The organism is Rhizobium sp. NZLR11 (genome assembly GCF_019685115.1).
Lineage (GTDB): Bacteria > Pseudomonadota > Alphaproteobacteria > Rhizobiales > Rhizobiaceae > Rhizobium.
The window spans coordinates 415,717-439,452 of the sequence record NZ_JABDWD010000001.1 but is presented as its reverse complement, the minus strand read 5'-3'; the positions used below and the strand labels follow the sequence as shown (position 1 = coordinate 439,452).

The following is a 23,736-nucleotide window of genomic DNA, read 5'->3' as shown; positions in this document are numbered from 1 at the left end:
CACTTTATAATGCAATGCAGCATGATATAAGACGGCATTGGGGAGGAGGAATTGAATGCAGGATAATAGACCACTTTGGGTGCCCTCGGAGGATGCCGTTGCAAGAAGCCCGATCCATGCCTTCATGGAGCGCTGCAACGCCGATTTCGGGCTTTCGCTTTCCGGCTTTGAGGATCTGCATGCCTGGTCGGTGGCCGAGCGGGAGAATTTCTGGTCGACCGTCTGGGATTTCTGCGGCGTCAAGGGCGAACGCGGCGCAGAGGTGCTGGCCAATGGCGACCGCATGCTGGAGGCCCGCTTCTTTCCCAATGCGACGCTGAACTTCGCCGAGAACCTGCTGGCCGGCCGCGGCGAGGGCGACGCCATCGTCTTCCGCGGCGAAGACAAGGCCGAGGACCGCTGGTCGTGGGATCGGCTGCGCGCGCTGGTCTCGAAGCTGCAGCAGGCCTTTGCAGCACTTGGTATCGATAAAGGCGATCGCATCGCCGCGATGATGCCGAACATGCCGGAGACCGTCGCCGCCATGCTTGCCGCCGCCTCGATCGGCGCCATCTGGTCGTCGTGCTCTCCTGATTTCGGCGAGCAGGGTGTGCTCGACCGCTTCGGCCAGATCGGCCCCAGGCTGTTCATCGCCTGCGATGCCTATTGGTATTCCGGCAAGCTGCAGGACGTCGGCGCCAAGGTCGCCACGGTCGCCAAAAGCTTGGGCGTGCCCACGGTCGTCGTCCACTATGCCGGTGATGCCGAGGCGGTGACCCTCAAAACGCCCGGTGCCTCGACGCTGGAAGCCTTTGTCGCGCCCTATGAGGCAAGGGAGGTCGAGTTCACGCCGCTTGCCTTTTCCCATCCGCTCTACATCCTGTTTTCCTCAGGCACCACAGGCGTGCCGAAATGCATCGTGCATTCGGCCGGCGGCACGCTGTTGCAGCACCTCAAGGAGCAGCGGCTGCACTGCGGCCTGGAGGCCGGCGAGAAGCTTTTCTACTTCACCACCTGCGGCTGGATGATGTGGAACTGGCTGGTCAGCGGCCTTGCCAGCGGCGCCACGCTCTGCCTGTTCGACGGCTCGCCGTTTTCGCCCGATGGCAACGTGCTGTTCGACTATGCCGAGGCCGAAAAATTCGTCATCTTCGGCACCTCGGCGAAATATATCGATGCGGTGCGCAAAAGCGGGCTGACGCCGCGCAAAAGCCACGACCTCTCCAGCCTGCGGCTGATGACCTCCACCGGTTCGCCGCTGTCGCCTGAGGGATTCACCTTCGTCTACGAGGGCATCAAGGAGGATGTGCAGCTTGCCTCGATCTCCGGCGGCACCGATATCGTCTCCTGCTTCGTGCTCGGCAATCCGCTGCAGCCGGTCTGGCGCGGCGAGATCCAGGGGGCCGGCCTCGGCCTTGCGGTCGATGTCTGGAACGATGATGGCAGACCGGTACGCGGCGAGAAGGGGGAGCTCGTCTGCACCAAAGCCTTCCCGTCGATGCCGGTGATGTTCTGGAACGACCCCGACGGCGCCAAGTATCGCGCCGCCTATTTCGAGCGGTTCGACAATGTCTGGTGCCACGGTGATTTTGCCGAATGGACGGAGCATGGCGGCCTGATCATCCATGGCCGTTCGGATGCGACGCTCAATCCCGGCGGCGTGCGCATCGGCACCGCCGAGATCTACAATCAGGTTGAGCAGATGGACGAGGTGGCCGAGGCGCTCTGCATCGGCCAGGAGTGGGACGACGATGTGCGCGTCATCCTCTTCGTTCGCCTTGCCACCGGTGTGGCGCTGACCGAGGATCTGGTCAAGGCGATCAAGACGCGTATTCGCACCGGAGCCTCGCCGCGGCACGTGCCGGCGAAGATCATCGCGGTCGCCGATATTCCCCGCACCAAATCCGGCAAGATCGTCGAGCTTGCGGTGCGCGAGGTCGTCCACAACAGGCCGGTGAAAAACCAGGAAGCGCTCGCCAATCCCGAGACGTTGCAGCTCTTCGCGGGGTTGGAGGAACTCAAGGATTGATGGCGGATCGGAAGTTACAAGCTTTTGTCACTTATCCATGCACTGTCATGGAAACCTTTCGTTAAGAAAGGTTTGTCAAATCTAAAAGCCAACTTGGGGGCCGTAAATGAACGAGGCGGCCTGGAGCCTTCCGGCTTTCGATGATGGTGATCGACTGAGCTCTTGTTGAACAGCACCAAATTCAAAGGCAGCCCTCGGCTGCCTTTTCTTTATGCCGAGCGCTTCCTCTTTATCGCGATCAACCTGCCAGCACGCGCTGCGACGGGAAGGTGATTTCGACGAGCGTGCCCTCGTTCGGCGCCGAATTGATCGAGAACACCGCCCGGTTGGCATCGACCATCGCCTTGGTCAGCGGCAGGCCGAGCCCGGTGCCGTCTCCGCGATGGCGCGATTGAGTCGAGGAAACCTGCCGGAACGGCTTCATCGCCTGGTCGAGTTCGCTGCGCGTCATGCCGATGCCGGTATCGCGGACTCTGAGCACGACGCTGCCATTGGCCTCATAGGATGTGGAAACGACGATCTGCCCGCCTGATGGGGTGAAGCGGATGGCGTTCGACAGGATGTTGAGCGCGATCTGCTTAATCGAGCGCAGATCCGCCACGACCTCTGGCACCGCATGCGACAGCGCCGTGCGGATGATGACACGCTGGCCGTTTGCCTGCGGCTGGACCAGCGCCACGGCCTCGGCGACCGCCTCGTTGAGGCCGACGGCGGCAAAATCGAGATCCATCTCGCCCGCCTCGATCTTCGAAATGTCGAGCAGGTCATTGACGATATCGAGAACGTGCCGGCCGGAACGGCCGATGTCGTTGGCATATTCGATATAGCGCGGATGGCCGATCGGCCCGAAGCGCTCGCCGGCCATCATGTCGGAAAAGCCGATGATGGCGTTGAGCGGCGTGCGGATCTCGTGGCTGACGCGGGCAAGGAAATCGGTCTTGTGGGCGTTGGCGGTTTCGGCCGCACCCTTGGCGTTGCGCAGCTCGTCCTCGGTGCGCTTCCACTGGGTGATGTCGCGGATGACGGCGCAATAGCCGTTGGAGGAGGTGAGCTGGCCCATCGTCATGAACAACGGCACGAAGCCGCCGGCGGCCTCGCGGCCGATCACTTCGCGCCCGTCGTTCAACACACTGGCGACGCCATGGCCGGAGAGTCCATGGAGATAGTCGAGCACTGCCTTCTGGCTCTCATGGGCAAACAGCATAACGAAGGGTTTGCCGCGCGTCTCCTGCTCATCGTAATTGAAGAGCGCGCTCGCCGACCGGTTCATCGAGCGGATATCGCCCTCCGTGCCGATGACGACGACGCCGTCGGTCGCCGTTTCCAGGATCGAGCGCAGTTCCTCTACCTCGACCTGAAGCTTGGCGACCTTTTCGACCATCCGCTCGGGACGCGCTTCGGACCGGGCTTCGGATCGGCCCTCGGAGCGATTTGTCTCGCTGCGGCTATCATCCTTGCCTTCCACCGGCATCAGCGCCAGCATCAGGGCATTGGCGTCTTCCCAGCGCACCGATTGCAGCCGCGCCGTCACCGGAACCAGGCTGTCGTCGGCCTTGACCAGCATCATTGTGCCGGAGCCTGCGGCCTTTTCCTCGAGTTCGCGGCGCTGCAGCAGGGCTTCGATGCCGCCAACCTCGCGCAATGCGTCGAGCGTCGCATAGCCGGTCAGCCGCATGAATTCCGGATTGGCATGGATCAGCGCATCGCCGACATGGATGAGCACGGCAACCGGCAGCTGGTCGACCGTTCCCAGCGAAAGCCCGTCGGTCATCTTGATGCGCGGCGGGATGAAGCTCGTCAGGACCTCGATCTGGCTGACCGTCTCCTCCAGCCCTTCCGTCGCCTCGTCCTCGGTTAAGACTTCAGGCTCCTCGGCGGCGCCGTCGTCGTCGCCCTCCGCGTCGTCGGCATTCTCGAAAATCGCTTCCTGCGGCGCGATCTCCTCGACCGAAGGCACTTCCGTCTCGTTGGCAACGGGTGTTTCGGCCGTGAGGTCTTCCGGTCCGGAAGCCTCTTCGAAGCTGGCCGTTTCCGTGACGGGTTCGATCGGTGCCGGCGCAGCAGCTTCATCCTTGCTGGCGCCGAAGGCCTCGAGACGCTTGGCGATCTCGCGGAAATTGGCCTGCTCGGCGGCCGTCAGTCCGGCGCTGCTGTTATGAAGCTGAACGATCTTGTCGGAGAAACGGCGATTGGGCGTTTCCGAAATGCGAAGCGCCGGCGGCTCGTCCGATGTTTCCGCTGCCGGTTCGGCGGCGGAGATATCACGGGCATCGGCACTATCGCCTGCTGCTTGCGAAACACTTTCCTGGAAAACCTGCTCGCCAGATGCCTGCTCGCCTGACTCCTGCTCAATGGACGCCTGCTCGGTGGCAATCTCTTCCGGCGCGGGCTCAGTCTCCGTCTCCGGCTCGGTTGCCGCAAACGCCTGGTCCTCGACCTCATCCGTCAGGACCGGTTCGATTACGGCCTCTTCCTGCACTGCCGGCACTGCGTGTTCCACCTCGGCAATGGTCTCGGACACCGGGCCGAGGCTTGCCGCATCATGGCCGATACCGTCTGGGCCGAGCGTCAGGCCGAGTGCCAGCGGATCTTCCTGCGCATCGGAAAGCCGGACGACGCCGAAGCCGCGGAAACCGTCGAAGTCGCGGTTGCGGGTATAGGTCGGCAACGCCGCCAGATCGACCGGAACAACGAGGCTGGTGCCTTCGACCGGCCAGAGGATCGTTTTGCCTGACCATGTGTCGCGGCGGGCGAGCGCCTCTGCAAGCTTGCCATCGGGATCGAGATTGAAGAGGGCGGCGACATCGCCGAAGGCAGAACCGATAATGTCGGATGCATGCGGACCGACGGCATCGGCAAATTCGTGGCTGACCTCGTTGAAACGGCCCTCTGCATCGATCTTCCAGACGAAGCGCGTGGCGCGGCTGTTCGGCCTGAAAACGAAGCCGGGTTCAGCTGCAAGCTCGGGGACGGGGGAGGGGGCCACAGGCATTGCAATGACGGGCTCTTCGTGAACCGCTTCCGGCCCCTCTCCGACAGGCGCTTCGATGTCTTCGACAGGCGCTTCCGCCGTTGCCGCTGTTTCCACCGTCTCCGTGACGGAGGCCAGGTCGTCCTCGATGATGGAGGCAGGCTCGTTGGCTTCATCCGCGCTGCTGTCGATCACGCCGCCGTCGCACTCCGGCTCCGCATGCCCGGCGAGATCGGTCTCCTCAACCACCTCGTCTGCGGATGCCGCTGCGGTCTCTGCCGGCAGATCATTTTCACCGGTGATTTCCTCGAGCGTTTCCTCGACTTCCTCAATCCCCGACACCGCCTCGATGATTTCGGTAAAGCCTGCGGCGGCAACCGGCTCGTCACGGAGCTGTTCGGCCGGTGACACGCTATCTTCCTGCGCCGGCGCATCGATCGGTTCGGGCGCCGCGGGTGTGTCGATTGGGTCGAGATGGCCGATCGCGGTCTCCACCGCAAAGAGCAGATTGAGCGCCGGCTCGTCGCTGAGCTTGCCGACTGCTGCCGGAAGATTGCCTCTGCCTGTGGCGACGGGTCGCTTCACCAGCCGGTCGGGATGCGCGCCGGCAAGGTTAATCAAGGTCTTTGCCGTCTGCTCGGAAATCCCGAGCGAGGCAAAACCTGGCGAGGCGGCGATGACGTCGCCGTTGGCGCCGATCACCGCCATATGCGTGTCGGGATCATCAAGCCCCTGCAGCATCTGGGCCGCCGAGGCGCTGGCTGCGAGCGGCTTTGCCGAGACCGGCACCGAAAACAGCATGGCCTTTTCGCCTGAGGAAAGCCGGATCAGTTCGGCCGCCGCCTGCACCTGCACGCGCTGGAAGCCCTTGGCAACGCGGATCATCAGGCTTCTGGAGTCACCGATATCGGCAAGTTGGCGCGCGGCCGTTTCCAGCTGGCGGAAGGTAATGTCGGTGCGGTCGACGCCCTGGTCGAGCAGATCATAGACGGCCGAATGGCCGAATAGTTCGGCGCCGGCACCGTTCGCCCAGAGCAGGCGGGCAAGATCGGCCGAAAACAGCACCATCGCCTCGCCGCGTGAAAATCGTTCCCGCACCCGCGCATGCACGGCGATATCGATGAACGGATATTGGACTGCGGGCATGATCAAACCTTGTCGCTGTCGGCCTTCTTAAATTAACGGCTTATTAATAACTGCGGGGCGCATGCGGGTCCAGAAGAGGAGGGGGTTTTCGGCCGGCAAGGTTAACGTCTTGTGCATTGCACAATAAATGTTGCAATGCACAATGGAATGTCTTATATAAGCATCATCCCAACTATTGCAGGCAGCGACTGCCTCAGCCCAAAGGATGCGACCCATGGCTACCATAAAGACCGACGACGTTTTTTCAATCGCTTCTTTCGACCCGTCCAAGTTCTCGGAATCCTTCCGTGAATTCGCCGAAAAGGGCGCTCAGCAGTCGAAGGACGCCTATGCCAAGCTGAAGACCGCTGGCGAAGAAGCCGGCAAGACGCTCGAAGCCACCGTACAGACCGCGCAGGCCGGCACCGTCGAGATCGGCCTGAAGGCGATCGACATCCTGCGCGTCAATTCCGAGAACTCGCTGTCGCACTTCGAAGCGCTGCTCGGCGTCAAGTCTCCCGCTGAATTCTTCGAGCTGCAGACCTCGTTCATCCGCAAGCAGGCTGAGCTGACCGTCGAGCAGGCGAAGTCGATCCAGGAAACCACCAAGCAGGTTGCCGAAAAGCTCGCAAAGCCCTCCAAGGAAGCCGCCGAAAAGGCCATGGCCTCCTTCAAGGTCGCCTAATCGGTCTTTTGACCGCTGAGTGACAAAAGGCTGGACCTCGCGTCCAGCCTTTTTGTATATTGACGAGGAATGGGGCTTGAATTCATCGCCAAGTCCTCGTATGTGACCCCCGTCGCGCCAAGCGCGATATATGCGGTTGTAGCTCAGTTGGTTAGAGCGCAGGTTTGTGGCACCTGAGGTCGGAGGTTCGAGACCCCCCAACCGTACCATCTCCCCACACGATCAGAACGAAAACCCAGTTCCCGCCGTTTCGATGGAACCCATCCCATCTCGCGCCGTTCTCCAAGTTAACGGGAGAATATGCATGTCGAAAACCCTTCTCTACGGCGCGACCAAAATCGACGAGACCAACAGCGCTTATGCGCCGGTCGAAAGCCTTGCTGCCTTCCAGTGGAAGAACCGCGTCTTCGTTGTTTTCGCCGACAAGGGCAATGCCCGCGCCGCCCGCCAGGAAAACCAGTTGTTGGCCGACCGCTCAGCCCTCGACGAGCGGGATCTGGTGGTGCTCAAGATATCCGGCGCGGGTGTCCGGCCGCTCTTCGGTGACGCGGATGGTCTTGAAGGCGAAGCGATCCGCCGCGATTTCGAGGTGGCGGAGATCGGGGAATTCGCCGCCTTCCTTGTCGGCAAGGACGGCACCGTGAAGCTCAAGCTCAGCGAGCCGATCACCGCCGGCGAGCTTTTCGCCATCATCGACAGCATGCCGATGCGCGCTGCCGAATCGCTGAAGCCGGACAGATAACCCGGCCGAACGTCAGCTTAATCGAACATTATGAAAAGGGAGGCGGTCATGTCCGTGCCCAACGAACCCATTCCTGATCAGCCGCCGATGCCGGCACCCGGCTGGAAGCCGATGCCGCCGATCACCGAGCCCGAGCCGGACAGGCTTCCCGACGAGGCACCCGTTCCCAATCCCGATGAGAACGACGAGCCGGCAAAGCACGTTGGCGGTCTTTAAAGAAAGATCTGCCGTTCGGCGCTGACCAGTTCCTGCAGGAAGTCGACGACGCTCCTGACGCGTACGAGGTCGCGCGCCGTTTCGTGATAGGTCGTCCAATAGGCGCGCCGGATCGAAACGTCCGGCAGGATGCGCTGCAGCTCCGGATACTGCCGGGCAATATAATCGTGCAGGATGCCGATGCCGGCGCCGGATCGCACCGCCTCCGTCTGCCCGATCGCCGTCGAGATTTCGAAGCTCGCATCCCAGCTTCGCATCACCTCGCCGGAGAAATTCAGCGAGGCGGTGAAGATCAGATCTTCGACGTAACCGATGCGCGGATGCGCCTTCAGCGCGTCGATATCACCGGGCGTGCCCCTGGAGGCGAGATAGTCGCGCGAGGCATAGAGGCCGAGCGTGTAGTCGGTGAGCTTGGAGGAGACGAGCCGCCCCTGTTCGGGCCGTTCCAGCGTTATCGCGATATCGGCCTCGCGCTGAGACAGCGAAAAGGAGCGCGGCACCGGCACCAGCTGGATCTTCAGCGCCGGATGCCGTTCGATCAGCCGGCCCATGCGCGGCGCAAGAAAGGAAACACCGAACCCATCAGGCGCGCCGACGCGCACCGTCCCGGCAATCGCCGTATCGGTGTGGCCAAGCTTGGCCTGCGCTGCGAGCATTTCCGTTTCCATCCGCTCTGCCGATGCCAGGAACACTTCGCCTTCGGCCGTCAGCTCGCAGCCATTGGTGCGGCGGATGAAAAGCCGTGTCTTCAGCGCCTCTTCGAGCGACGTCAGTCGACGTGAGAGTGTGGCGTGATTGAGCCCCAGCCGCTTCGAGGCGGCAAGGATCTGTCCGGTGCGGGCGACCGCGAGGAAAATCCGGACATCGTCCCAGTTCATGGCTTGGCACGCATTGCGATCGGATCGACCTCGATCAGCGTCAGCGATGTCACCATGCCGGCCGTCTCGCTCTTGTATTTGAGGAAATGCGGTGTCCGCAGATGGGCCTCGTATGCCTGCTGGTCGGCATAGACTTCGAGAATACGGATCAGGTTTGGATTGCCTCTGATGGAAACAGCGCTGAGCGAAATGACGCCGTCTTCCAGCGCGACGGAGGCCTCGATTTCTTCGGTGAGCAATACGCGGTAGGCTTCCAGCATGTCCGGATCGATCTCCAGCTCTGCCATTCTGACGACAGGTTCCCGGCGCATCGGTTTTGTCCTCCCCTCGGGTTTGACTTGTCCGCACACCGTTCCAAGTTCGGAGCAGCAGCGTCGCACATAACGGCAGAGCTATAATATACGCACAACGGTTACTTATATCAGCGCATTGATTTGTGCAAATTGAAGTGCGATTGTGGGTCATCCAAAAACAGGAGGAACATCCTATGCGTGAGATCGGTCATTTCATCGGCGGCAAGCAGGTTGCCGGCACCAGCGGCCGCGTCAGCAATGTCTACAATCCGGCAACGGGCGAAGTGCAGGCGACGGTCGCACTCGCAAGCGCCGAGGAATTGCGCGCCGCCGTCGAAAACGCCAAGGCTGCGCAGCCGAAATGGGCCGCCACCAATCCGCAGCGCCGCGCCCGCGTCTTCTTCAAGTTCGTCGAACTCCTGAACAAACACATGGACGAGCTTGCCGAAATGCTCTCCAGGGAGCACGGCAAAACGATCGAGGATGCTAAGGGCGACGTCATCCGCGGCCTCGAAGTCTGCGAATTCGTCTGCGGCATTCCGCATCTCTCCAAGGGTGAGTTCACTGAGGGTGCCGGGCCGGCGATCGACATGTATTCGATCCGCCAGCCGGTCGGCATCGGCGCCGGCATCACCCCCTTCAATTTCCCCGGCATGATCCCGATGTGGATGTTCGCGCCGGCGATTGCCTGCGGCAACGCCTTCATCCTGAAGCCCTCCGAGCGTGATCCTTCCCTGCCGATCCGTCTTGCCGAACTGATGATCGAGGCCGGCCTGCCGGCCGGCATCCTCAATGTCGTCAATGGCGACAAGGGTGCCGTCGATGCGATCCTCAGCGATCCGGATATCGGCGCCGTCTCCTTCGTCGGCTCGACGCCGATTGCCCGCTACGTCTACGGAACGGCGGCGATGAACGGCAAGCGCGCCCAGTGCTTCGGCGGCGCCAAGAACCACATGATCATCATGCCGGACGCCGATATGGATCAGGCGGTCAACGCGCTGATGGGCGCAGGCTACGGCTCGGCCGGCGAGCGCTGCATGGCGATCTCGGTTGCCGTTCCGGTCGGCGAGGACACCGCCAACCGCCTCGTCGAAAAGCTGATCCCGAAGATCGAATCGCTGCGCATCGGCCCCTACACCGACGACCAGGCCGACTTGGGCCCGCTCGTCACCAAGGACGCTTATAACCGTGTTCGCGGCCTTATCGACCGCGGCGTCGAGGAAGGCGCAAAGCTCCTCGTCGACGGCCGCGATTTCAAGCTCCAGGGTTATGAAGACGGCTATTTCGTCGGCGGCTGCCTATTCGATCACGTCACGCCCGAGATGGACATTTACAAGACCGAGATTTTTGGACCGGTTCTCTCCGTCGTTCGCGCCCAGAACTACGAGGAGGCGCTGTCGCTGCCGATGAAGCACGAATACGGCAACGGCGTCGCGATCTACACCCGTGACGGCGATGCCGCCCGCGATTTCGCCTCGCGCATCAATATCGGCATGATCGGTATCAACGTTCCGATCCCGGTTCCGCTCGCCTATCACTCCTTCGGCGGCTGGAAGGCCTCGAGCTTCGGCGACCTCAACCAGCACGGCACGGATTCGATCAAGTTCTGGACAAAGACCAAGACCGTCACCGCCCGCTGGCCCTCCGGCATCAAGAGCGGCGCCGAATTCGTCATGCCGACGATGAAGTGACCTTACCGATAGATCGATCTGCAATTCGGGGGCCTTTTTGGCCCCCGTTTTGTTCGATCTGTTGGGATTGAAAGTTGGCACCCCAATCCGGAGCAGGATTCGACGTCGCGGCAAATGGCCTCATAAGCTGAATGCAAATTTCATATTTTGGAATTGTTCAAAACTACCAAACCGCCTATATAGGTCCCAACAGGCACGAGTCAGGAGATCGGCATGCGGTTGACGAAGCAGACCAACTATGCGGTTCGCATGTTGATGTATTGTGCTGCCAATGACGGGCACCTAAGCCGGATTCCAGAAATCGCCAGGGCTTACGGCGTTTCCGAACTGTTTCTTTTCAAGATCCTCCAGCCGCTGAACAAGGCGGGCCTGGTCGAAACCGTGCGCGGTCGCAATGGCGGCGTGCGCCTGGGCAAGCCGGCGGCCGACATTACGCTCTTCGACGTCGTTCGGGTGACGGAAGACAGTTTCGCCATGGCCGAATGCTTCGAGGATGACGGTGTTGTCGAATGCCCGCTGGTCGACAGCTGCGGCCTGAATTCGGCGCTGCGCAAGGCGCTCAATGCCTTCTTCGCCGTGCTTTCGGAATATTCCATCGATGACCTCGTCAAGGCGCGTCCGCAGATCAATTTCCTGCTCGGAATTACCGGCGAGCGGCCATATCGCAAACCTGCGATCATTGCACCCGCCGCCTGAATTTAAAGAGCAGGACAGAGTTGTGAAACCGCGGTTGCCCCGGCAATCGCGGTTTTTCATTTGGTGCGTCGCACCGGCTCGCAAGAGATAAACATCCCTCGCGTGGCGAGCGAATCCGATCGATCGCGACACGCTTAAGAGGCGCAATTATCCAAAATACGACGAAATTTGGGACATTTTTATCCGAATATTTCCGAATGAGGCTGATTTTAGACGGAAAATTTCTAAAATTGTCCAACTGGAAAAATTTTCTCCGTAGCCCGTTGCTTTCAGTAGATAAATGTCGTTCCATCGACCGTCGACCGGGATGCCAATCTGCGGTCTCCAGACATCAAAAAAGAACAACCGGGAAACAATATTATGAAAAAGATCTCTGTCATGCTGGCAGCGACGGCCCTGATTTCGGTCATGGCGACGTCGGCCTGGTCCAAGACCCTTGTTTATTGCTCCGAGGGCTCGCCGGAAGGCTTCGACCCGAGCCTCTATACGGCAGGCACGACCTTCGACGCGTCGTCGCGCACGGTCTATAGCCGCCTCGTCGAATTCAAGCATGGCGGTACAGAGATCGAGCCCGGCCTGGCTGACAGCTGGAGCGTTTCGGCCGACGGCACGCAATACACCTTCAAGCTTCATCCCGGCGTCAAGTACCAGACCACCGACTTCTTCACGCCGACCCGCGATTTCAACGCCGACGACGTCGTGTTCTCCTTCGAGCGCCAGCTGAAATCCGACAATCCGTGGAACAAGTATGTCGAAGGCGGTTCCTACGAATACGCAGCCGGCATGGGCTTCCCGGATCTGATCAAGTCCGTCGAGAAGGTCGATGACCTCACCGTCAAGTTCACGCTCAACCATCCCGAGGCGCCGTTCCTCGCCGATCTTGCCATGGACTTCGCCTCGATCGTTTCCAAGGAATATGCCGACAAGCTCGCAGCCGACGGCAAGATGGCGCAGCTCAACCAGCAGCCGCTCGGCACCGGTCCGTTCACCTTCGTCGCCTACCAGCCGGATGCCGTCATCCGCTACAAGGCCAACGAAACCTATTTTAAGGGCAAGGAAAAGATCGACGATCTGGTTTTCGCCATCACCTCCGACGCGGCTGTCCGCGCCCAGAAGCTGAAGGCCGGCGAATGCCAGCTGATCCCCTATCCGAATGCAGCCGACGTTCCCGAACTGAAGAAGGATGACAAACTGACGGTGATGGAACAGGCCGGTCTCAATGTCGGCTTCCTCGCCTACAACACGCAGATGGCCCCGTTCGACAAGCCGGAAGTTCGCCGCGCGCTGAACATGGCGATCAACAAGCAGGCGATCATCGATGCCGTCTTCCAGGGTGCCGCGGCCGTTGCCAAGAACCCGATCCCGCCGACGATGTGGTCCTATAACGACGCTGTTCAGGACGACAAGTATGATCCGGACGCTGCCAAGAAGGCTCTTGCCGATGCCGGCGTCAAGGATCTCAGCATGAAGATCTGGGCGATGCCGGTTTCGCGTCCCTACATGCTGAATGCGCGCCGTGCCGCTGAACTGATGCAGGCTGATTTCGCCAAGGCCGGCGTCAAGGTCGAGATCGTCACCCATGAATGGGCCGAATATCTGAAACTCTCCTCCGACGTGAAGCGCGACGGCGCCGTCATCCTCGGCTGGACCGGCGACAACGGCGACCCGGATAACTTCATGGATACGCTGCTTGGCTGCGACGCCGTCGGCGGCAACAACCGCGCTCAGTGGTGCAACAAGGAATACGACGACCTGATGACCAAGGCCAAGCTGACCGCCGATGTCGGCGAGCGCACCAAGGCCTATGAGCAGGCGCAGCTGATCTTCAAGAAGGAAGCTCCCTGGGCGACCCTCGATCACTCGCTCGTCTTCGTTCCGATGAGCAAGAAGGTCTCCGGCTTCTTCATGGATCCGCTCGGCATTCACCGCTTCGACGGCGTCGACGTTTCCGAATAACCAGAATAATGTAAGAATGCCCGGCAGAGCTGGGCGCAGCCGGCGGTCAGGATCTCCTGACCGCCGGAAACTATTGGACATCTGCCATGTTGCGTTTTTTCATCGGCCGCCTTGCGGTGCTGATCCCGACATTCCTCGGCGTTTCCCTCATTGCCTTCTCCTTCATCCGCATGCTTCCCGGCGACCCCGTCATGCTTCTGTCGGGTGAGCGCGTCATGGCGCCGGAGCGTCATGCCCAGATCATGCATGATCTCGGCTTCGACCGGCCTGTGTATGTGCAGTATTTCGATTATCTCGGAAAACTGCTGCATGGCGATCTCGGCACCTCGATCGTCACCAAGCGGCCCGTTCTCGGTGAATTCCTGACGCTGTTTCCGGCGACGCTGGAACTTTCGCTCTGCGCCATCATCCTCGCCGTCTGTCTTGGCGTGCCCGCCGGTATCTTTGCCGCCGTGAAGCGAGGCACGTGGTTCGATCAGAGTGTGATGGGTGTTGCCCTGATCGGCTATTCCATGCCGATTTTCTGGTGGGGTCTGCTGCTCATCATCTTCTTCTCCGGCTATCTCGGCTGGACGCCCGTTTCCGGCCGCATTTCGCTGATGTATTTCTTCAAGCCGGTCACCGGCTTCATGCTTGTCGACAGCCTGCTGTCAGGCCAGAAAGGGGCGTTTTCCTCCGCCGTCAGCTACCTCATTCTGCCGACCATCGTGCTGGCGACCATTCCGCTTGCCGTCATCGCCCGCCAGACGCGCTCGGCGATGCTCGAGGTTCTGGGTGAGGACTATGTCCGCACCGCGCGTTCGAAGGGACTGAAGCCGCTGCGCGTCGTCGGCGTGCACGCGCTGCGCAATGCGATGATCCCGGTCATCACCACCATCGGTCTGCAGATCGGCGTTCTCCTTGCTGGCGCCATCCTCACCGAAACGATCTTCTCCTGGCCGGGCATCGGCAAATGGATGGTCGATTCCGTCTTCAAGCGCGATTACGCCGTGGTCCAGGGCGGCCTTCTTTTGATCGCCGGCGTTATCATGATGGTCAATCTGATTGTTGATGTCCTCTACGGATTCATCAATCCGCGCATTCGTCATTAGGAGCGGTTCATGAGCACCGTCACCATCAAAACCGGCCAGCCATCCGCTCTCGCGGAATTCTGGCACTATTTCTCCCGCAATAAGGGCGCCGTCATCGGCCTCGTGGTTTTTACCATCATCCTGGTCGTCGCCGTCCTCGCGCCGCTCTTTGCACCACATGAACCGAATGAGCAGAACCGTCAGGTGCTGCTGGCCGTGCCATCCTGGATGGAGGGCGGCAGCATCTCCTTCCCGCTCGGAACGGATGCCGTCGGCCGCGATATTTTGTCGCGACTGATCTACGGCGCGCGCTTCTCGCTCTTCATCGGCGTCGTCGTCGTCACGCTTTCGGTCATTTCAGGCGTGCTGATCGGCCTCGTCGCCGGATATTTCCGCGGCAAGGTCGATACGGCGATCATGCGCCTGATGGATATCATCCTGGCCTTCCCGTCGCTGCTGCTCGCCCTCGTGTTGGTTGCCGTGCTCGGGCCTGGACTTACCAATGCGATGATCGCGATTTCGCTGGTCAACCAGCCGCATTTCGTGCGGCTGACGCGCGCCTCGGTCATATCGGAGCGCGAGAAGGAATATGTGATCGCCTCGCGTGTCGCCGGGGCCGGCACCTTCCGCCTGATGTTCAAGACCATCCTGCCGAACTGTCTCGGGCCGCTGATCGTCCAGGCGACGCTCGCCTTCTCGGCGGCGATCCTTGATGCCGCCGCCCTCGGCTTTCTCGGCATGGGCGCCCAGCCGCCGACACCCGAATGGGGCACGATGCTGGCCGAATCCCGCGAGTTCATCTCGCGCGCCTGGTGGGTGGTAACATTCCCGGGTCTTGCCATCCTCATCACCGTTCTCGCCATCAATCTGATGGGTGACGGCCTGCGCGATGCGCTTGACCCCAAGCTGAAGAGGTCGTGATGCCGCTCCTCGAGATTGAAAATCTGACCGTCGAATTCCAGACGTCGTCCGGTCTCTTCCGCGCCGTCGACCGCGTATCGCTTGCCTGCGACAAGGGCGAGATCCTGTCGGTCGTCGGTGAATCCGGCTCGGGCAAATCTGTCGCCATGCTCGCGCTGATGGGGCTTCTGCCCTGGACGGCGAAGATTACCGCCGACCGCATGCAGTTCGACGGCCAGGATCTGCGCGGTATTTCCGGCCGCCAGCGCCGCAGGATCGTCGGCAAGGACATGGCGATGATCTTCCAGGAGCCGATGTCGAGCCTCAATCCGTGCTTCACGGTCGGATTCCAGCTCGGCGAGACCCTGCGCGTTCACATGGGCCTCAACCGCAAGGAGCGCCGCGAACGCTCGATCGAACTCCTGAACCTGGTCGGAATTCCGGCGCCGGAAGACCGGCTGTCGAACTTCCCGCATCAGATGTCGGGCGGCATGAGCCAGCGCGTCATGATCGCCATGGCACTCGCCTGCAATCCGAAGCTTCTGATCGCCGACGAGCCGACAACCGCGCTCGACGTGACGATCCAGGCGCAAATCCTCGATCTGCTCGTGCGTCTACAGAAAGAGCAGGGCATGGCGTTGGTGCTGATCACCCACGACATGGGTGTCGTTGCCGAAACCGCCGAGCGTGTGCAGGTGCAATATGCCGGCCAGAAGGTCGAGGAGCAGCCGGTGAAGGCGCTGTTCCGCGATCCGCATCATCCGTATACCGCGGCCCTGCTCGCCGCCCTGCCGGAACGCGCAGAAGTCGGCCAGCGTCTTCCCTCGATCGCCGGTGTCGTTCCCGGTCAGCACGGCCGCCCGACCGGCTGTCTTTTCGCGCCGCGCTGCGGCTACGCCACGGTCGAATGTGACCGCGGTGTCGTCCGTCAGGGGCCGGAGCTTGGGCTGGCGCTGTGCAATTATCCTTTGAAGGACGGCAAGCCGCTCGGGCATCCCGGCATCATGGCCGTTGAAACTGCAGGAGATCTCGTATGACGGGCGCTGTTCTCGAGGGCAGGGATCTCGCCCGCTTCTACACCGTCAATCGCGGGCTCTTCAAAGCCGATGCCACCGTCAGGGCGCTGAACGGCGTCAGCTTCAGCCTCCATTCCGGCAAGACGCTAGCCGTCGTCGGCGAATCCGGCTGTGGCAAGTCGACGCTCGCTCGCCTGGTCACCATGATCGAGAACCCGACGTCGGGCGAATTGCTGATTGACGGCAAGCCCGCCCATGTCGGCGACCGCAGCCTGCGCAGCCAGGTTCAAATCGTCTTCCAGAATCCTTACGGCTCGCTCAATCCGCGCCAGAAGGTTGGCTCGATCCTCGAAGAGCCGCTGAAGATCAACACCGATCTCAACGCCGCCGCGCGCCGCCGCAAGGTGGAGGAGATGATGGCCCGCGTCGGCTTGCGTCCCGAGCATCACGGCCGCTATCCCCATATGTTCTCGGGCGGCCAGCGCCAACGCATCGCCATTGCCCGCGCTTTGATGCTACGGCCGAAGGTGCTGGTGCTCGACGAACCGGTATCGGCGCTTGACCTCTCGATCCAGGCGCAGGTGCTGAACCTGCTGATGGATCTGCAGAAGGAGATGGGACTTGCCTATCTCTTTATCTCGCACGGCCTCTCCGTCGTCCATCATATCGCCGACGAGGTGATGGTGATGTATCTCGGCCGGCCGGTGGAAACCGGTCCCGCCGCCGAGGTCTTCGCCAGGCCGCGCCATCCCTATACGGCAGCCTTGCTATCGGCGACACCGATCGCCGACCCCGACCGCGCCAAGAACCGCATCCGCCTGCAGGGCGAACTGCCTTCGCCGCTGAAACCTCCGTCGGGCTGCCACTTCAATCCACGCTGCTGGAAGGCGCAGGATTATTGCCGCCAGGTCTCGCCTGAACTAAGCGGCGAGGGTGCACAACAATATGCCTGTCACTTCCCGCTCGATTGAGTGGCAAAGTCAAGTTTTAGGAGGAAACATGCCGGGTGAGCAGACGAGCAGGCCCCATGCAATCATCGTCATGGGGGTCAGCGGCTGCGGCAAATCCTCCGTCGGCGAAAAGCTCGCGGGAGCCTTGCACCTGGCCTTCGTCGAAGGCGATGCGCTGCATCCCGCCGCCAATGTCGAGAAGATGTCGAAGGGCATTCCGCTGACCGACGAGGACCGGATGCCCTGGCTCGACCGCATCGGCGAAGACATGAAGGCCTCGCTTGAGAAAGGCGAGGGCATCATCGTCTCCTGCTCGGCGCTGAAACGCATCTATCGCGACAGGCTGCGAGCTGCTGCCGGCGGCAATCTCTTCTTCGTCTATCTCGAAGGCTCCAGGCAATTGCTGACGAAACGGATGGGCGAGCGCAAGGGCCATTTCATGCCGGTGTCGCTGCTCGAAAGCCAGCTGGCGACGCTCGAAGCGCCGACCGGCGAGCATGGCGTCGTCACCGTCGATATCGACGACACGATCGACGGCATCTCGGCCACGGCCCTCGAAGGTCTTGCAGCCCTCGGTATCACGGCTTGAAGCGCTGCGGCGAATAGGCGGCAATATCAATGAACGGCGCCTCGCCGGTAATGAGTTCGGCAAGCACGCGGCCGGTCACCGGTCCGAGCGTCAGCCCGTGATGGGCATGGCCGAAGGCGAACCACAGTCCCTGATGGCGCGGCGCCTTGCCGATGATCGGCATCATATCCGGCGTGCAGGGGCGGGCACCCATCCAGGGTTCGGGATCGAGCCTCTCTCCGAGCGGGAAAATCGTGCGGGCCACGGCCTCGGCCCGGTCGAGCTGGACCGGCGTCTTTGGCGCATCGAGCGTTGCGAACTCCGCGCCCGTCGTCAGACGGATGCCGCGGCGCATCGGCGCCATGAGATAGCCGCGTTCGGCATCGAGCATCCAGTTGTTGAGAACGGCATTGCCCTTGGTGGCATAATGCATGTGATAGCCGCGTTTGACGCCGAGCGGCAAGGAATAGCCGAGCCGGCGCGTCGCAACCGCCGCCCAGGGACCAAGCGCCAGAACTGCATCGTCGGCTTCGAGGGGGCCTTCCGCAGTCATGATCTTCCAGCCGGAGCCGAACTGGCCGAGCGAGGCGGCGTCGCCTTTGACGAACCGGCCGCCGAGGCTTTCGAAATAGCGGCGATAGGCCGATGTCAGCGCATGCGGGTCGAGCACCGACCAGGGGTCGCGCCAGTGGATGCCGCCGGCGAAATCGCCTGTTATATCCGGTTCCATGCGGGCGATATCGGCCGAGGTCAGGCTGTCATATTCCACCCCGAATTCATTCTGCCAAAGTGCGGCCTCCGCCAGGGCCTGGTCACGCTTGGCCTCAGTCCGGAAGATCTTCATCCAGCCGTCCTTGCGGATCAGCGCTTCGGCCTGCGCCGCCTCGACCAGATCCTTATGTTCGGCAATTGAATTTTCGATCAGCGGCGCATAGGCCCGGGTGATGACCGCGTGGCGCCGCGCATTGGAATTCCACCAGTAGCGGGCGAGAAAGCCGACCTGGCTCGGCAGCGTGCGCAGGTGATAATGCGCGTCGGTGCGGTTATTCAGTGCATAACGCAGCAGAAGCCCGAGCTGCTGGGGAAAGCCGTAAGGCATGACGCCTTCGCGCTGGATCAGGCCGGCATTGCCGAAGGAGGTCTCGCTGCCCGGATCCTTGCGGTCGATCAGCGTCACCTGCCGGCCGCGCCGCTGAAGATGGATGGCCGCCGACACCCCGACGATGCCGGCGCCGAGCACGATTGCGTTCTTCGTCATTTCCCCTGCATTCCGCTTTGTTTATCGGGTGAAAATGCCCGTGCGGATACCGCCGCGCAAACGAAAAATCGCATTCATTTCAAAATCATTGCGCTTTTCAGTGCGGCATTTTCAGCCTTCACGCGGATATAGAGGACAAGGGCGTTGAGAAGCGAAAAGCCGATCGCGTAAAACGGCAGTCCGAAGGCCAGCGGAAGGGCGGCGATCTCGCCGACGACGATCGCGTAGTTCGGATGCTGAAAGAAGCGATAGGGTCCCGATGTTATGAGCGGCGCGCCGGGCAGGACGATAATGCGCGTCGTCCAGCGGCCCTTCAGCGTTGCCAGCACCCAGAGCCGCAGCGCCTGCAGCGCCATGAACACGGCAAACCAGAAGGGCTCGACCGGCCTGCCTGAAGCAAGCAGCCAGAGCCCGACAATCCAGGCTGTATGCAGCGCCACCATGACGGGATAGTGCTCCGCCGCGACCTCTCTGGCGCCCTTGGCGAGCAGGGCGGCGGTGTTGCGCCGGGCGAGCGCGAGCTCCGCCAGCCGCTGCAGCGTCACGAAGGTAAGCAGCGCGATCGACGGCCACATCATGCCGTCCTCCTGAGCGTCACGCAGCTGGCCGAAAAGCCTGGGCCCATGGCAATCATCGCCGCGCGCGCCGGCAACCCGGCACGGATCGCCCGTTCCAGCACGAACAGGATGGTCGGCGACGACATGTTGCCGTAGTCGGCAAGCACCGCACGCTCGTGATCGAGCGAGCCGGGCGCCAGCGAAAGCGCGCTCTCCATCGCTGCCAGCACTTTCGTTCCGCCGGGATGGCATATGAAGCGGTCGATATCTGCCGGTTTCAGCCCGTTTCGCGCCAGAATGGCGCTCACCGCCGGACCAAGCTCGCGCTCGGCAAAGGGTGGCAGCGATTGCGCCAGCACGATGCCGAAGCCACCGTCGTCGATCTTCCAGCCCATGATGTCGAGCGTATCGGGGAAGAGGTGTTCGCCGGTCGATTCCACTTCCGCCATCCCGCCTCCGCCCGACCGCAGCACGCAGGCGGCAGCGCCGTCGCCGAACAGCGCTGTCGCGATGATGTTCGGCCGGGTCAGTTCGTCCAGCCGGAAGGCAAGCGTGCAAAGCTCGATCGAGACGAACAGCACGACGGCGCCCGGCCGGCTCCGCGCCTGCCGCGAGGCGATCGCAAAGCCCGACACGCCGGCAGCACAGCCGAGCCCGAAGACCGGCACGCGCTCGATATCGGCCCTGAAGCCCATCCGGCGGGCCATCTGCGCGTCGAGGCTCGGCGTCGTAAAACCGGTGGAGGAGACCGTAACCACACAGTCGACATCCCTGGCCGTCAGCCCGGCCCGATGCAGTGCCGAGCTGGCGGCCTCAACGAAGAGCCCGCCCGCCACCTCCGCATAGGCCTCCATCCGATCCTGCCAGCCATGCGGTTCGTCGAACCAGGCAAGCGGACGTGCCGCATGGCGCTTCTGAATACCGGCGCTGTCGAAGACGCGGGCAAGATGGCGAAAATCCTCGAAACGGTCGGCAAACAGCCGGCCGGAGGCTTCGACCGCCTCTTTCTGGAAAATGACATGTTCGGGTGCGGCGACGGCGAGGCTGACGAGTTTTACGGTATCGGTCACTAAATTCTCCTTGTCGTTCCCGGCGTAACGCTGAGAACACGCGGTTTCGACGATTTATTCGGCCTCGGTGGCTTCACGAAGCCGTGATGGAGAAAATAGAGAGGCTGCCGAATAAAGCTCGGGGCAGCGGTGTTTTCTCCTCGCAACGTCACTTTCGAGGAGTTTTCCCATGACGATCATGACAGTCCGTACTGCTTCCCTCATTCTCGGCGGCTGCCTTGCCGCTTCCGTTTTCTCCGGCCCGGTCTTTGCAGCCGGCAATGACAGCAGCACGATGCCAACCTGCAAGAAGGGTGAGATCTACGACCAGAAGACCAAGAAATGCGTCAAGCAGCAGAGCGCCAACGTCTCGGACGAGAACCGCACCGACTACGCCTATTCGCTGGCCAAGACTGGCCGCTATGAGGAGGCGCTTGCCATGCTCGACACGGTCAAGGACCAGAACACGGCCGAGGTGCTGAACTATCGCGGTTATGCCACCCGCAAGCTCGGCCGCACCGACGAGGGCATCTCCTACTACCTCAAGTCGGTGAAGATGGACCCGCAATACGCCAAGGTCCGCGAATATCTCGGCGAAGCCTATGTCATCAAGGGTCAGCTCGACCTCGCCAAGGATCAGTTGAGCACCATCAAGGCGATCTGCGGCACCGCTTGTGAGGAATATCAGGATCTGAACGCCGCCATCATCGACCCGTCGAAGATCTGATTGGCAGGCACCGGCGGGAAACGGAACAGAGAAAGGCATGTGAGAATGTCTGTCGCGCCTACCTCATTTCCTGCCTATAGTCGCGCGAGAATGGAATCGCCGGTTCGTCCGGCGGTTCCGAAAAATGCAGGATCGGCGGAGGCGGCCATCGCCAGCGAAGCGGATATCAGGAGCGGCCTGACGGAAAATCTGGCAAGGCTCTGGCGTTATGGTCTTGTTCTCTCGCATCAGCGTGATGTCGCCGACGACCTGGTGCAGGCGACCTGTGTTCGCGCGCTGGAACGCGCCGATCAGTTCGTCCCCGGCACCCGTCTCGACCGCTGGCTGTTTTCGATCCTGCATTCGATCTGGCTGAACGAGATCCGTTCCCGCAGGGTGCGCCAGGGCCAGGGTTTCGTCGATGCCCGGGAGACGCTGACCTTCGACGGCGCACATGCCACCGAAACGCAGGTGATGGCCGGTCAGGTGCTGAAACGGGTCAATGCCCTGCCCGAAGCACAGAGGACGGTGGTTTTCCTCGCCTATGTCGAAGGGCTTTCCTATCGCGAGGTGGCAAGCATATTGGATATTCCGATCGGAACAGTGATGAGCCGGCTGGCGGCTGCCCGCGCCAAGCTCTCAGGCGATGGCCTGGAAGGGGGACGGCAATGAACACGAAGCAAATCATTCCCTCTGACGAGGAGCTGACCGCCTTCATCGACGGCGAATTGACGGCCGAAGAGGCCGCGCGCATCGAAACCCTGGTGAATGAAGACGAGAGCGTCGCCGAACGGCTGGAATTCCTGGCGCGCGCCAGCCTGCCCTTCGAGCGGGCCTTTGCCCCACTGCTGTCGCGGGCCCCGCGCCAGAAACTGGAGACGATGCTCGCCGCCATCCCCGTGCAAGAGCGCGCAAAATCCGGCTCCGCACCCATATTCGCCACCCGTCGCCACTTCCTCGGCGCGCTTGCCGCCTCGCTGATTGCCGGCATCGCCATCGACCGCGCTTTCATCGGCATCGGCAAAGGCTTTTCGGCAAGGGACGAAAACAGCGAATGGCGCGCCGTGGTCGCCGACTATATCTCCCTCTATACGCCGGAAACGCTGGCTGGCCCCGTTCCCGCCAGAGACGTCCAGACCGCCCAACTCGGATCCCTCGACGAAAAGCTCGGCCTGTCGCTGTCTCCCGAAGCCGTCTCGCTTCCGGGCATCGACTTCAAACGCGCTTTGCTGCTGCAATATGACGGCAAACCGCTCGCCCAGATCGCCTATCTCGACCCGGAAACCGGCCCGATGGCACTCTGCATCGTCAGATCAGATGCAGGCCTCAAGGCGCCGGACCTCGAAAACCGCAAGGGCATGAATGTCGTCTACTGGTCGAACGAAACGCACGCCTTCATGCTGATCGGACATGCGGCGGCGGATCGGATGACGGCGATTGCGGAGGGGGTGCGGGGGAGGGTTACGGTCTGACCGCGATTGGCCCGGCCTGATATTGGACGTGATAAATCCTGCTATCGATTTCGTGTGAGGAACTGGCCGAGGCGGTTCACTAGCTTCGATGCCCAGAACATTGGAGTCGAGACACTGAAGCCGTGGTCAGCAAGGGCACGCAGCACTTCCTTGTTCTGACGCGATATGTTTTGGACGTTTTTGTTAGTGGCGCCCCCCAAGCGCATCCTGACCAACACGCGGGGGATATAAATGGTTTTGATGCGCGCGACTTCCAGAAATCGCATCATCAGCTCGACGTCGGCTGCCAGCCGATAACGCAGATCGAACGTCCCAAACCGGTCATAGATGTGACGTCGAACATAGAATGTCGGATGCGGCGGACACCAGCCGCGTCCAAAAGAACCGGGTTCAAACGGACAGGATTTCCAATAACGGACTGTGCGATCGGTATGCTGGTTGGAAACATAGATGAGATCGCCATAGCAGCCGTCATAGGCTTCATCGTCCAGCGTGGCCGCCACGGTTTCGAGGGAGTCGCTGCTCTCGAAAGTGTCATCCGCATTCAAGAATCCGATGATGTCGCCGCTCGCAAGGCCAATCCCCTTGTTCATGGCCTCATAGATACCCCCGTCCCGTCCCGAAAGTACGCGGCGGTTGTCCGCCGGCGCCGAAGCAATGATGGCGAGCGTGGAATCGCTTGAGCCACCGTCGACGATGACGTGCTCGAAATCGCGGTAGGTTTGCATGTCGATGGACCGCAACGTATCGGCAATGGTCTGCTCGGCGTTCCAGCAAACAGTGATAAGGCTTATCCGGGGAGTGCGTGGATCGGCAGTGTCAGCAGCCATTTTAACGGGTGTCTTGCTCACATTCTGAGGGGCGAAATCTGGCCAACCCGTAGCAGATAGAAAGGCGGCGTCGCAATCCGGTACCGCACATTATCCTCG

General features: G+C 61.5%; 22 protein-coding genes and 1 tRNA gene. 16 read left to right on the top strand and 7 right to left on the bottom strand.

What is annotated here, in order from left to right; genetic code table 11:
• Positions 1-55: 55 nt before the first annotated feature.
• Positions 56-2,008 (top strand): acetoacetate--CoA ligase, encoded by a 1,953-nt coding sequence (locus tag HJB83_RS02030; RefSeq protein ID WP_221131246.1) that lies wholly within the window; start codon positions 56-58, stop codon positions 2,006-2,008.
• Between the two features lie 238 nt (positions 2,009-2,246).
• Here the strand turns inward: HJB83_RS02030 and HJB83_RS02025 are convergent, their stop codons facing one another.
• Positions 2,247-6,125, bottom strand: coding sequence for a PAS domain-containing sensor histidine kinase (locus HJB83_RS02025; RefSeq protein WP_221131245.1), 3,879 nt, complete (start codon positions 6,123-6,125; stop codon positions 2,247-2,249).
• Between the two features lie 214 nt (positions 6,126-6,339).
• Here HJB83_RS02025 and HJB83_RS02020 point away from each other — a divergent pair, with 214 nt between their 5' ends.
• The 4 genes from HJB83_RS02020 (at position 6,340) to HJB83_RS02005 (ending at position 7,747) form a co-directional block, all read left to right on the top strand.
• Complete coding sequence (locus HJB83_RS02020; RefSeq protein WP_221131244.1) at positions 6,340-6,789, top strand: phasin; 450 nt, start codon at positions 6,340-6,342, stop codon at positions 6,787-6,789.
• A gap of 132 nt (positions 6,790-6,921) precedes the next feature.
• Positions 6,922-6,998 (top strand) — tRNA-His (locus tag HJB83_RS02015).
• A gap of 95 nt (positions 6,999-7,093) precedes the next feature.
• Positions 7,094-7,531: a DUF4174 domain-containing protein gene (locus tag HJB83_RS02010; protein WP_207582997.1), complete on the top strand. Its 438-nt coding sequence runs from the start codon at positions 7,094-7,096 to the stop codon at positions 7,529-7,531.
• Between the two features lie 48 nt (positions 7,532-7,579).
• Positions 7,580-7,747: a hypothetical protein gene (locus tag HJB83_RS02005; protein WP_207582998.1), complete on the top strand. Its 168-nt coding sequence runs from the start codon at positions 7,580-7,582 to the stop codon at positions 7,745-7,747.
• Here the strand turns inward: HJB83_RS02005 and HJB83_RS02000 are convergent.
• Both HJB83_RS02000 and HJB83_RS01995 read right to left on the bottom strand, forming a co-directional pair.
• Positions 7,744-8,625, bottom strand: a complete 882-nt coding sequence (locus HJB83_RS02000; protein ID WP_207582999.1) for a LysR family transcriptional regulator — start codon at positions 8,623-8,625, stop codon at positions 7,744-7,746. The genes HJB83_RS02005 and HJB83_RS02000 overlap by 4 nt on opposite strands.
• Complete coding sequence (locus HJB83_RS01995) at positions 8,622-8,936, bottom strand: putative quinol monooxygenase (protein WP_221131243.1); 315 nt, start codon at positions 8,934-8,936, stop codon at positions 8,622-8,624. The genes HJB83_RS02000 and HJB83_RS01995 overlap by 4 nt, the downstream gene beginning before the upstream one ends.
• Before the next feature lie 176 nt (positions 8,937-9,112).
• Between HJB83_RS01995 and HJB83_RS01990 the strand changes: the two genes are divergently transcribed.
• The 8 genes from HJB83_RS01990 to HJB83_RS01955 all read left to right on the top strand — a co-directional run bounded on the left by HJB83_RS01990 (position 9,113) and on the right by HJB83_RS01955 (position 17,786).
• Positions 9,113-10,609 (top strand): CoA-acylating methylmalonate-semialdehyde dehydrogenase, encoded by a 1,497-nt coding sequence (locus HJB83_RS01990; protein WP_221131242.1) that lies wholly within the window; start codon positions 9,113-9,115, stop codon positions 10,607-10,609.
• 213 nt (positions 10,610-10,822) lie between these two features.
• Positions 10,823-11,305 carry an iron-responsive transcriptional regulator RirA gene (gene rirA, locus HJB83_RS01985; protein WP_207583002.1) on the top strand — a complete coding sequence of 161 codons (483 nt, stop codon included), beginning with the start codon at positions 10,823-10,825 and terminating at the stop codon, positions 11,303-11,305.
• 360 nt (positions 11,306-11,665) lie between these two features.
• Entirely contained in the window at positions 11,666-13,261 is a 1,596-nt protein-coding gene (locus HJB83_RS01980) for an ABC transporter substrate-binding protein (protein WP_221131241.1), read from the top strand.
• Between the two features lie 86 nt (positions 13,262-13,347).
• The gene (locus tag HJB83_RS01975) at positions 13,348-14,352 is read left to right on the top strand and encodes an ABC transporter permease subunit (protein WP_207583004.1); all 1,005 of its coding nucleotides are present in this window, start codon (positions 13,348-13,350) and stop codon (positions 14,350-14,352) included.
• Between the two features lie 9 nt (positions 14,353-14,361).
• Positions 14,362-15,252 (top strand): ABC transporter permease subunit, encoded by an 891-nt coding sequence (locus HJB83_RS01970; protein WP_207583005.1) that lies wholly within the window; start codon positions 14,362-14,364, stop codon positions 15,250-15,252.
• The gene (locus HJB83_RS01965) at positions 15,252-16,268 is read left to right on the top strand and encodes an ABC transporter ATP-binding protein (protein WP_207583006.1); all 1,017 of its coding nucleotides are present in this window, start codon (positions 15,252-15,254) and stop codon (positions 16,266-16,268) included. The genes HJB83_RS01970 and HJB83_RS01965 overlap by 1 nt, the downstream gene beginning before the upstream one ends.
• Positions 16,265-17,218, top strand: coding sequence for a peptide ABC transporter ATP-binding protein (locus tag HJB83_RS01960; RefSeq protein ID WP_207583007.1), 954 nt, complete (start codon positions 16,265-16,267; stop codon positions 17,216-17,218). The genes HJB83_RS01965 and HJB83_RS01960 overlap by 4 nt, the downstream gene beginning before the upstream one ends.
• A 28-nt stretch (positions 17,219-17,246) precedes the next feature.
• On the top strand, positions 17,247-17,786 hold the full coding sequence (locus tag HJB83_RS01955; protein ID WP_207583008.1) for a gluconokinase: 540 nt from the start codon (positions 17,247-17,249) through the stop codon (positions 17,784-17,786).
• Here HJB83_RS01955 and HJB83_RS01950 read toward each other — a convergent pair.
• The 3 genes from HJB83_RS01950 to HJB83_RS01940 all read right to left on the bottom strand — a co-directional run bounded on the left by HJB83_RS01950 (position 17,776) and on the right by HJB83_RS01940 (position 20,650).
• Complete coding sequence (locus HJB83_RS01950) at positions 17,776-19,023, bottom strand: FAD-binding oxidoreductase (protein ID WP_207583009.1); 1,248 nt, start codon at positions 19,021-19,023, stop codon at positions 17,776-17,778. The two genes, HJB83_RS01955 and HJB83_RS01950, sit on opposite strands and share 11 nt — an antisense overlap.
• Before the next feature lie 74 nt (positions 19,024-19,097).
• The gene (locus HJB83_RS01945) at positions 19,098-19,601 is read right to left on the bottom strand and encodes an isoprenylcysteine carboxyl methyltransferase family protein (RefSeq protein WP_207583010.1); all 504 of its coding nucleotides are present in this window, start codon (positions 19,599-19,601) and stop codon (positions 19,098-19,100) included.
• Positions 19,598-20,650: a type III polyketide synthase gene (locus HJB83_RS01940; RefSeq protein ID WP_207583011.1), complete on the bottom strand. Its 1,053-nt coding sequence runs from the start codon at positions 20,648-20,650 to the stop codon at positions 19,598-19,600. The genes HJB83_RS01945 and HJB83_RS01940 overlap by 4 nt, the downstream gene beginning before the upstream one ends.
• A 169-nt stretch (positions 20,651-20,819) precedes the next feature.
• On the opposite strand from HJB83_RS01940, the gene HJB83_RS01935 reads away from it, so the two are divergent.
• Genes HJB83_RS01935 through HJB83_RS01925 form a run of 3 tightly spaced genes read left to right on the top strand, consistent with a single transcriptional unit; the run spans position 20,820 to position 22,807 of the window.
• The gene (locus tag HJB83_RS01935; RefSeq protein ID WP_207583012.1) at positions 20,820-21,356 is read left to right on the top strand and encodes a tetratricopeptide repeat protein; all 537 of its coding nucleotides are present in this window, start codon (positions 20,820-20,822) and stop codon (positions 21,354-21,356) included.
• A gap of 45 nt (positions 21,357-21,401) precedes the next feature.
• Positions 21,402-22,007, top strand: a complete 606-nt coding sequence (locus HJB83_RS01930; RefSeq protein ID WP_207583013.1) for an RNA polymerase sigma factor — start codon at positions 21,402-21,404, stop codon at positions 22,005-22,007.
• Positions 22,004-22,807, top strand: coding sequence for an anti-sigma factor (locus HJB83_RS01925; protein ID WP_221131240.1), 804 nt, complete (start codon positions 22,004-22,006; stop codon positions 22,805-22,807). The genes HJB83_RS01930 and HJB83_RS01925 overlap by 4 nt, the downstream gene beginning before the upstream one ends.
• A gap of 41 nt (positions 22,808-22,848) precedes the next feature.
• Here the strand turns inward: HJB83_RS01925 and HJB83_RS01920 are convergent, their stop codons facing one another.
• Entirely contained in the window at positions 22,849-23,637 is a 789-nt protein-coding gene (locus HJB83_RS01920; RefSeq protein WP_221131239.1) for a glycosyltransferase family 2 protein, read from the bottom strand.
• Between the last annotated feature and the right edge of the window lie 99 nt (positions 23,638-23,736).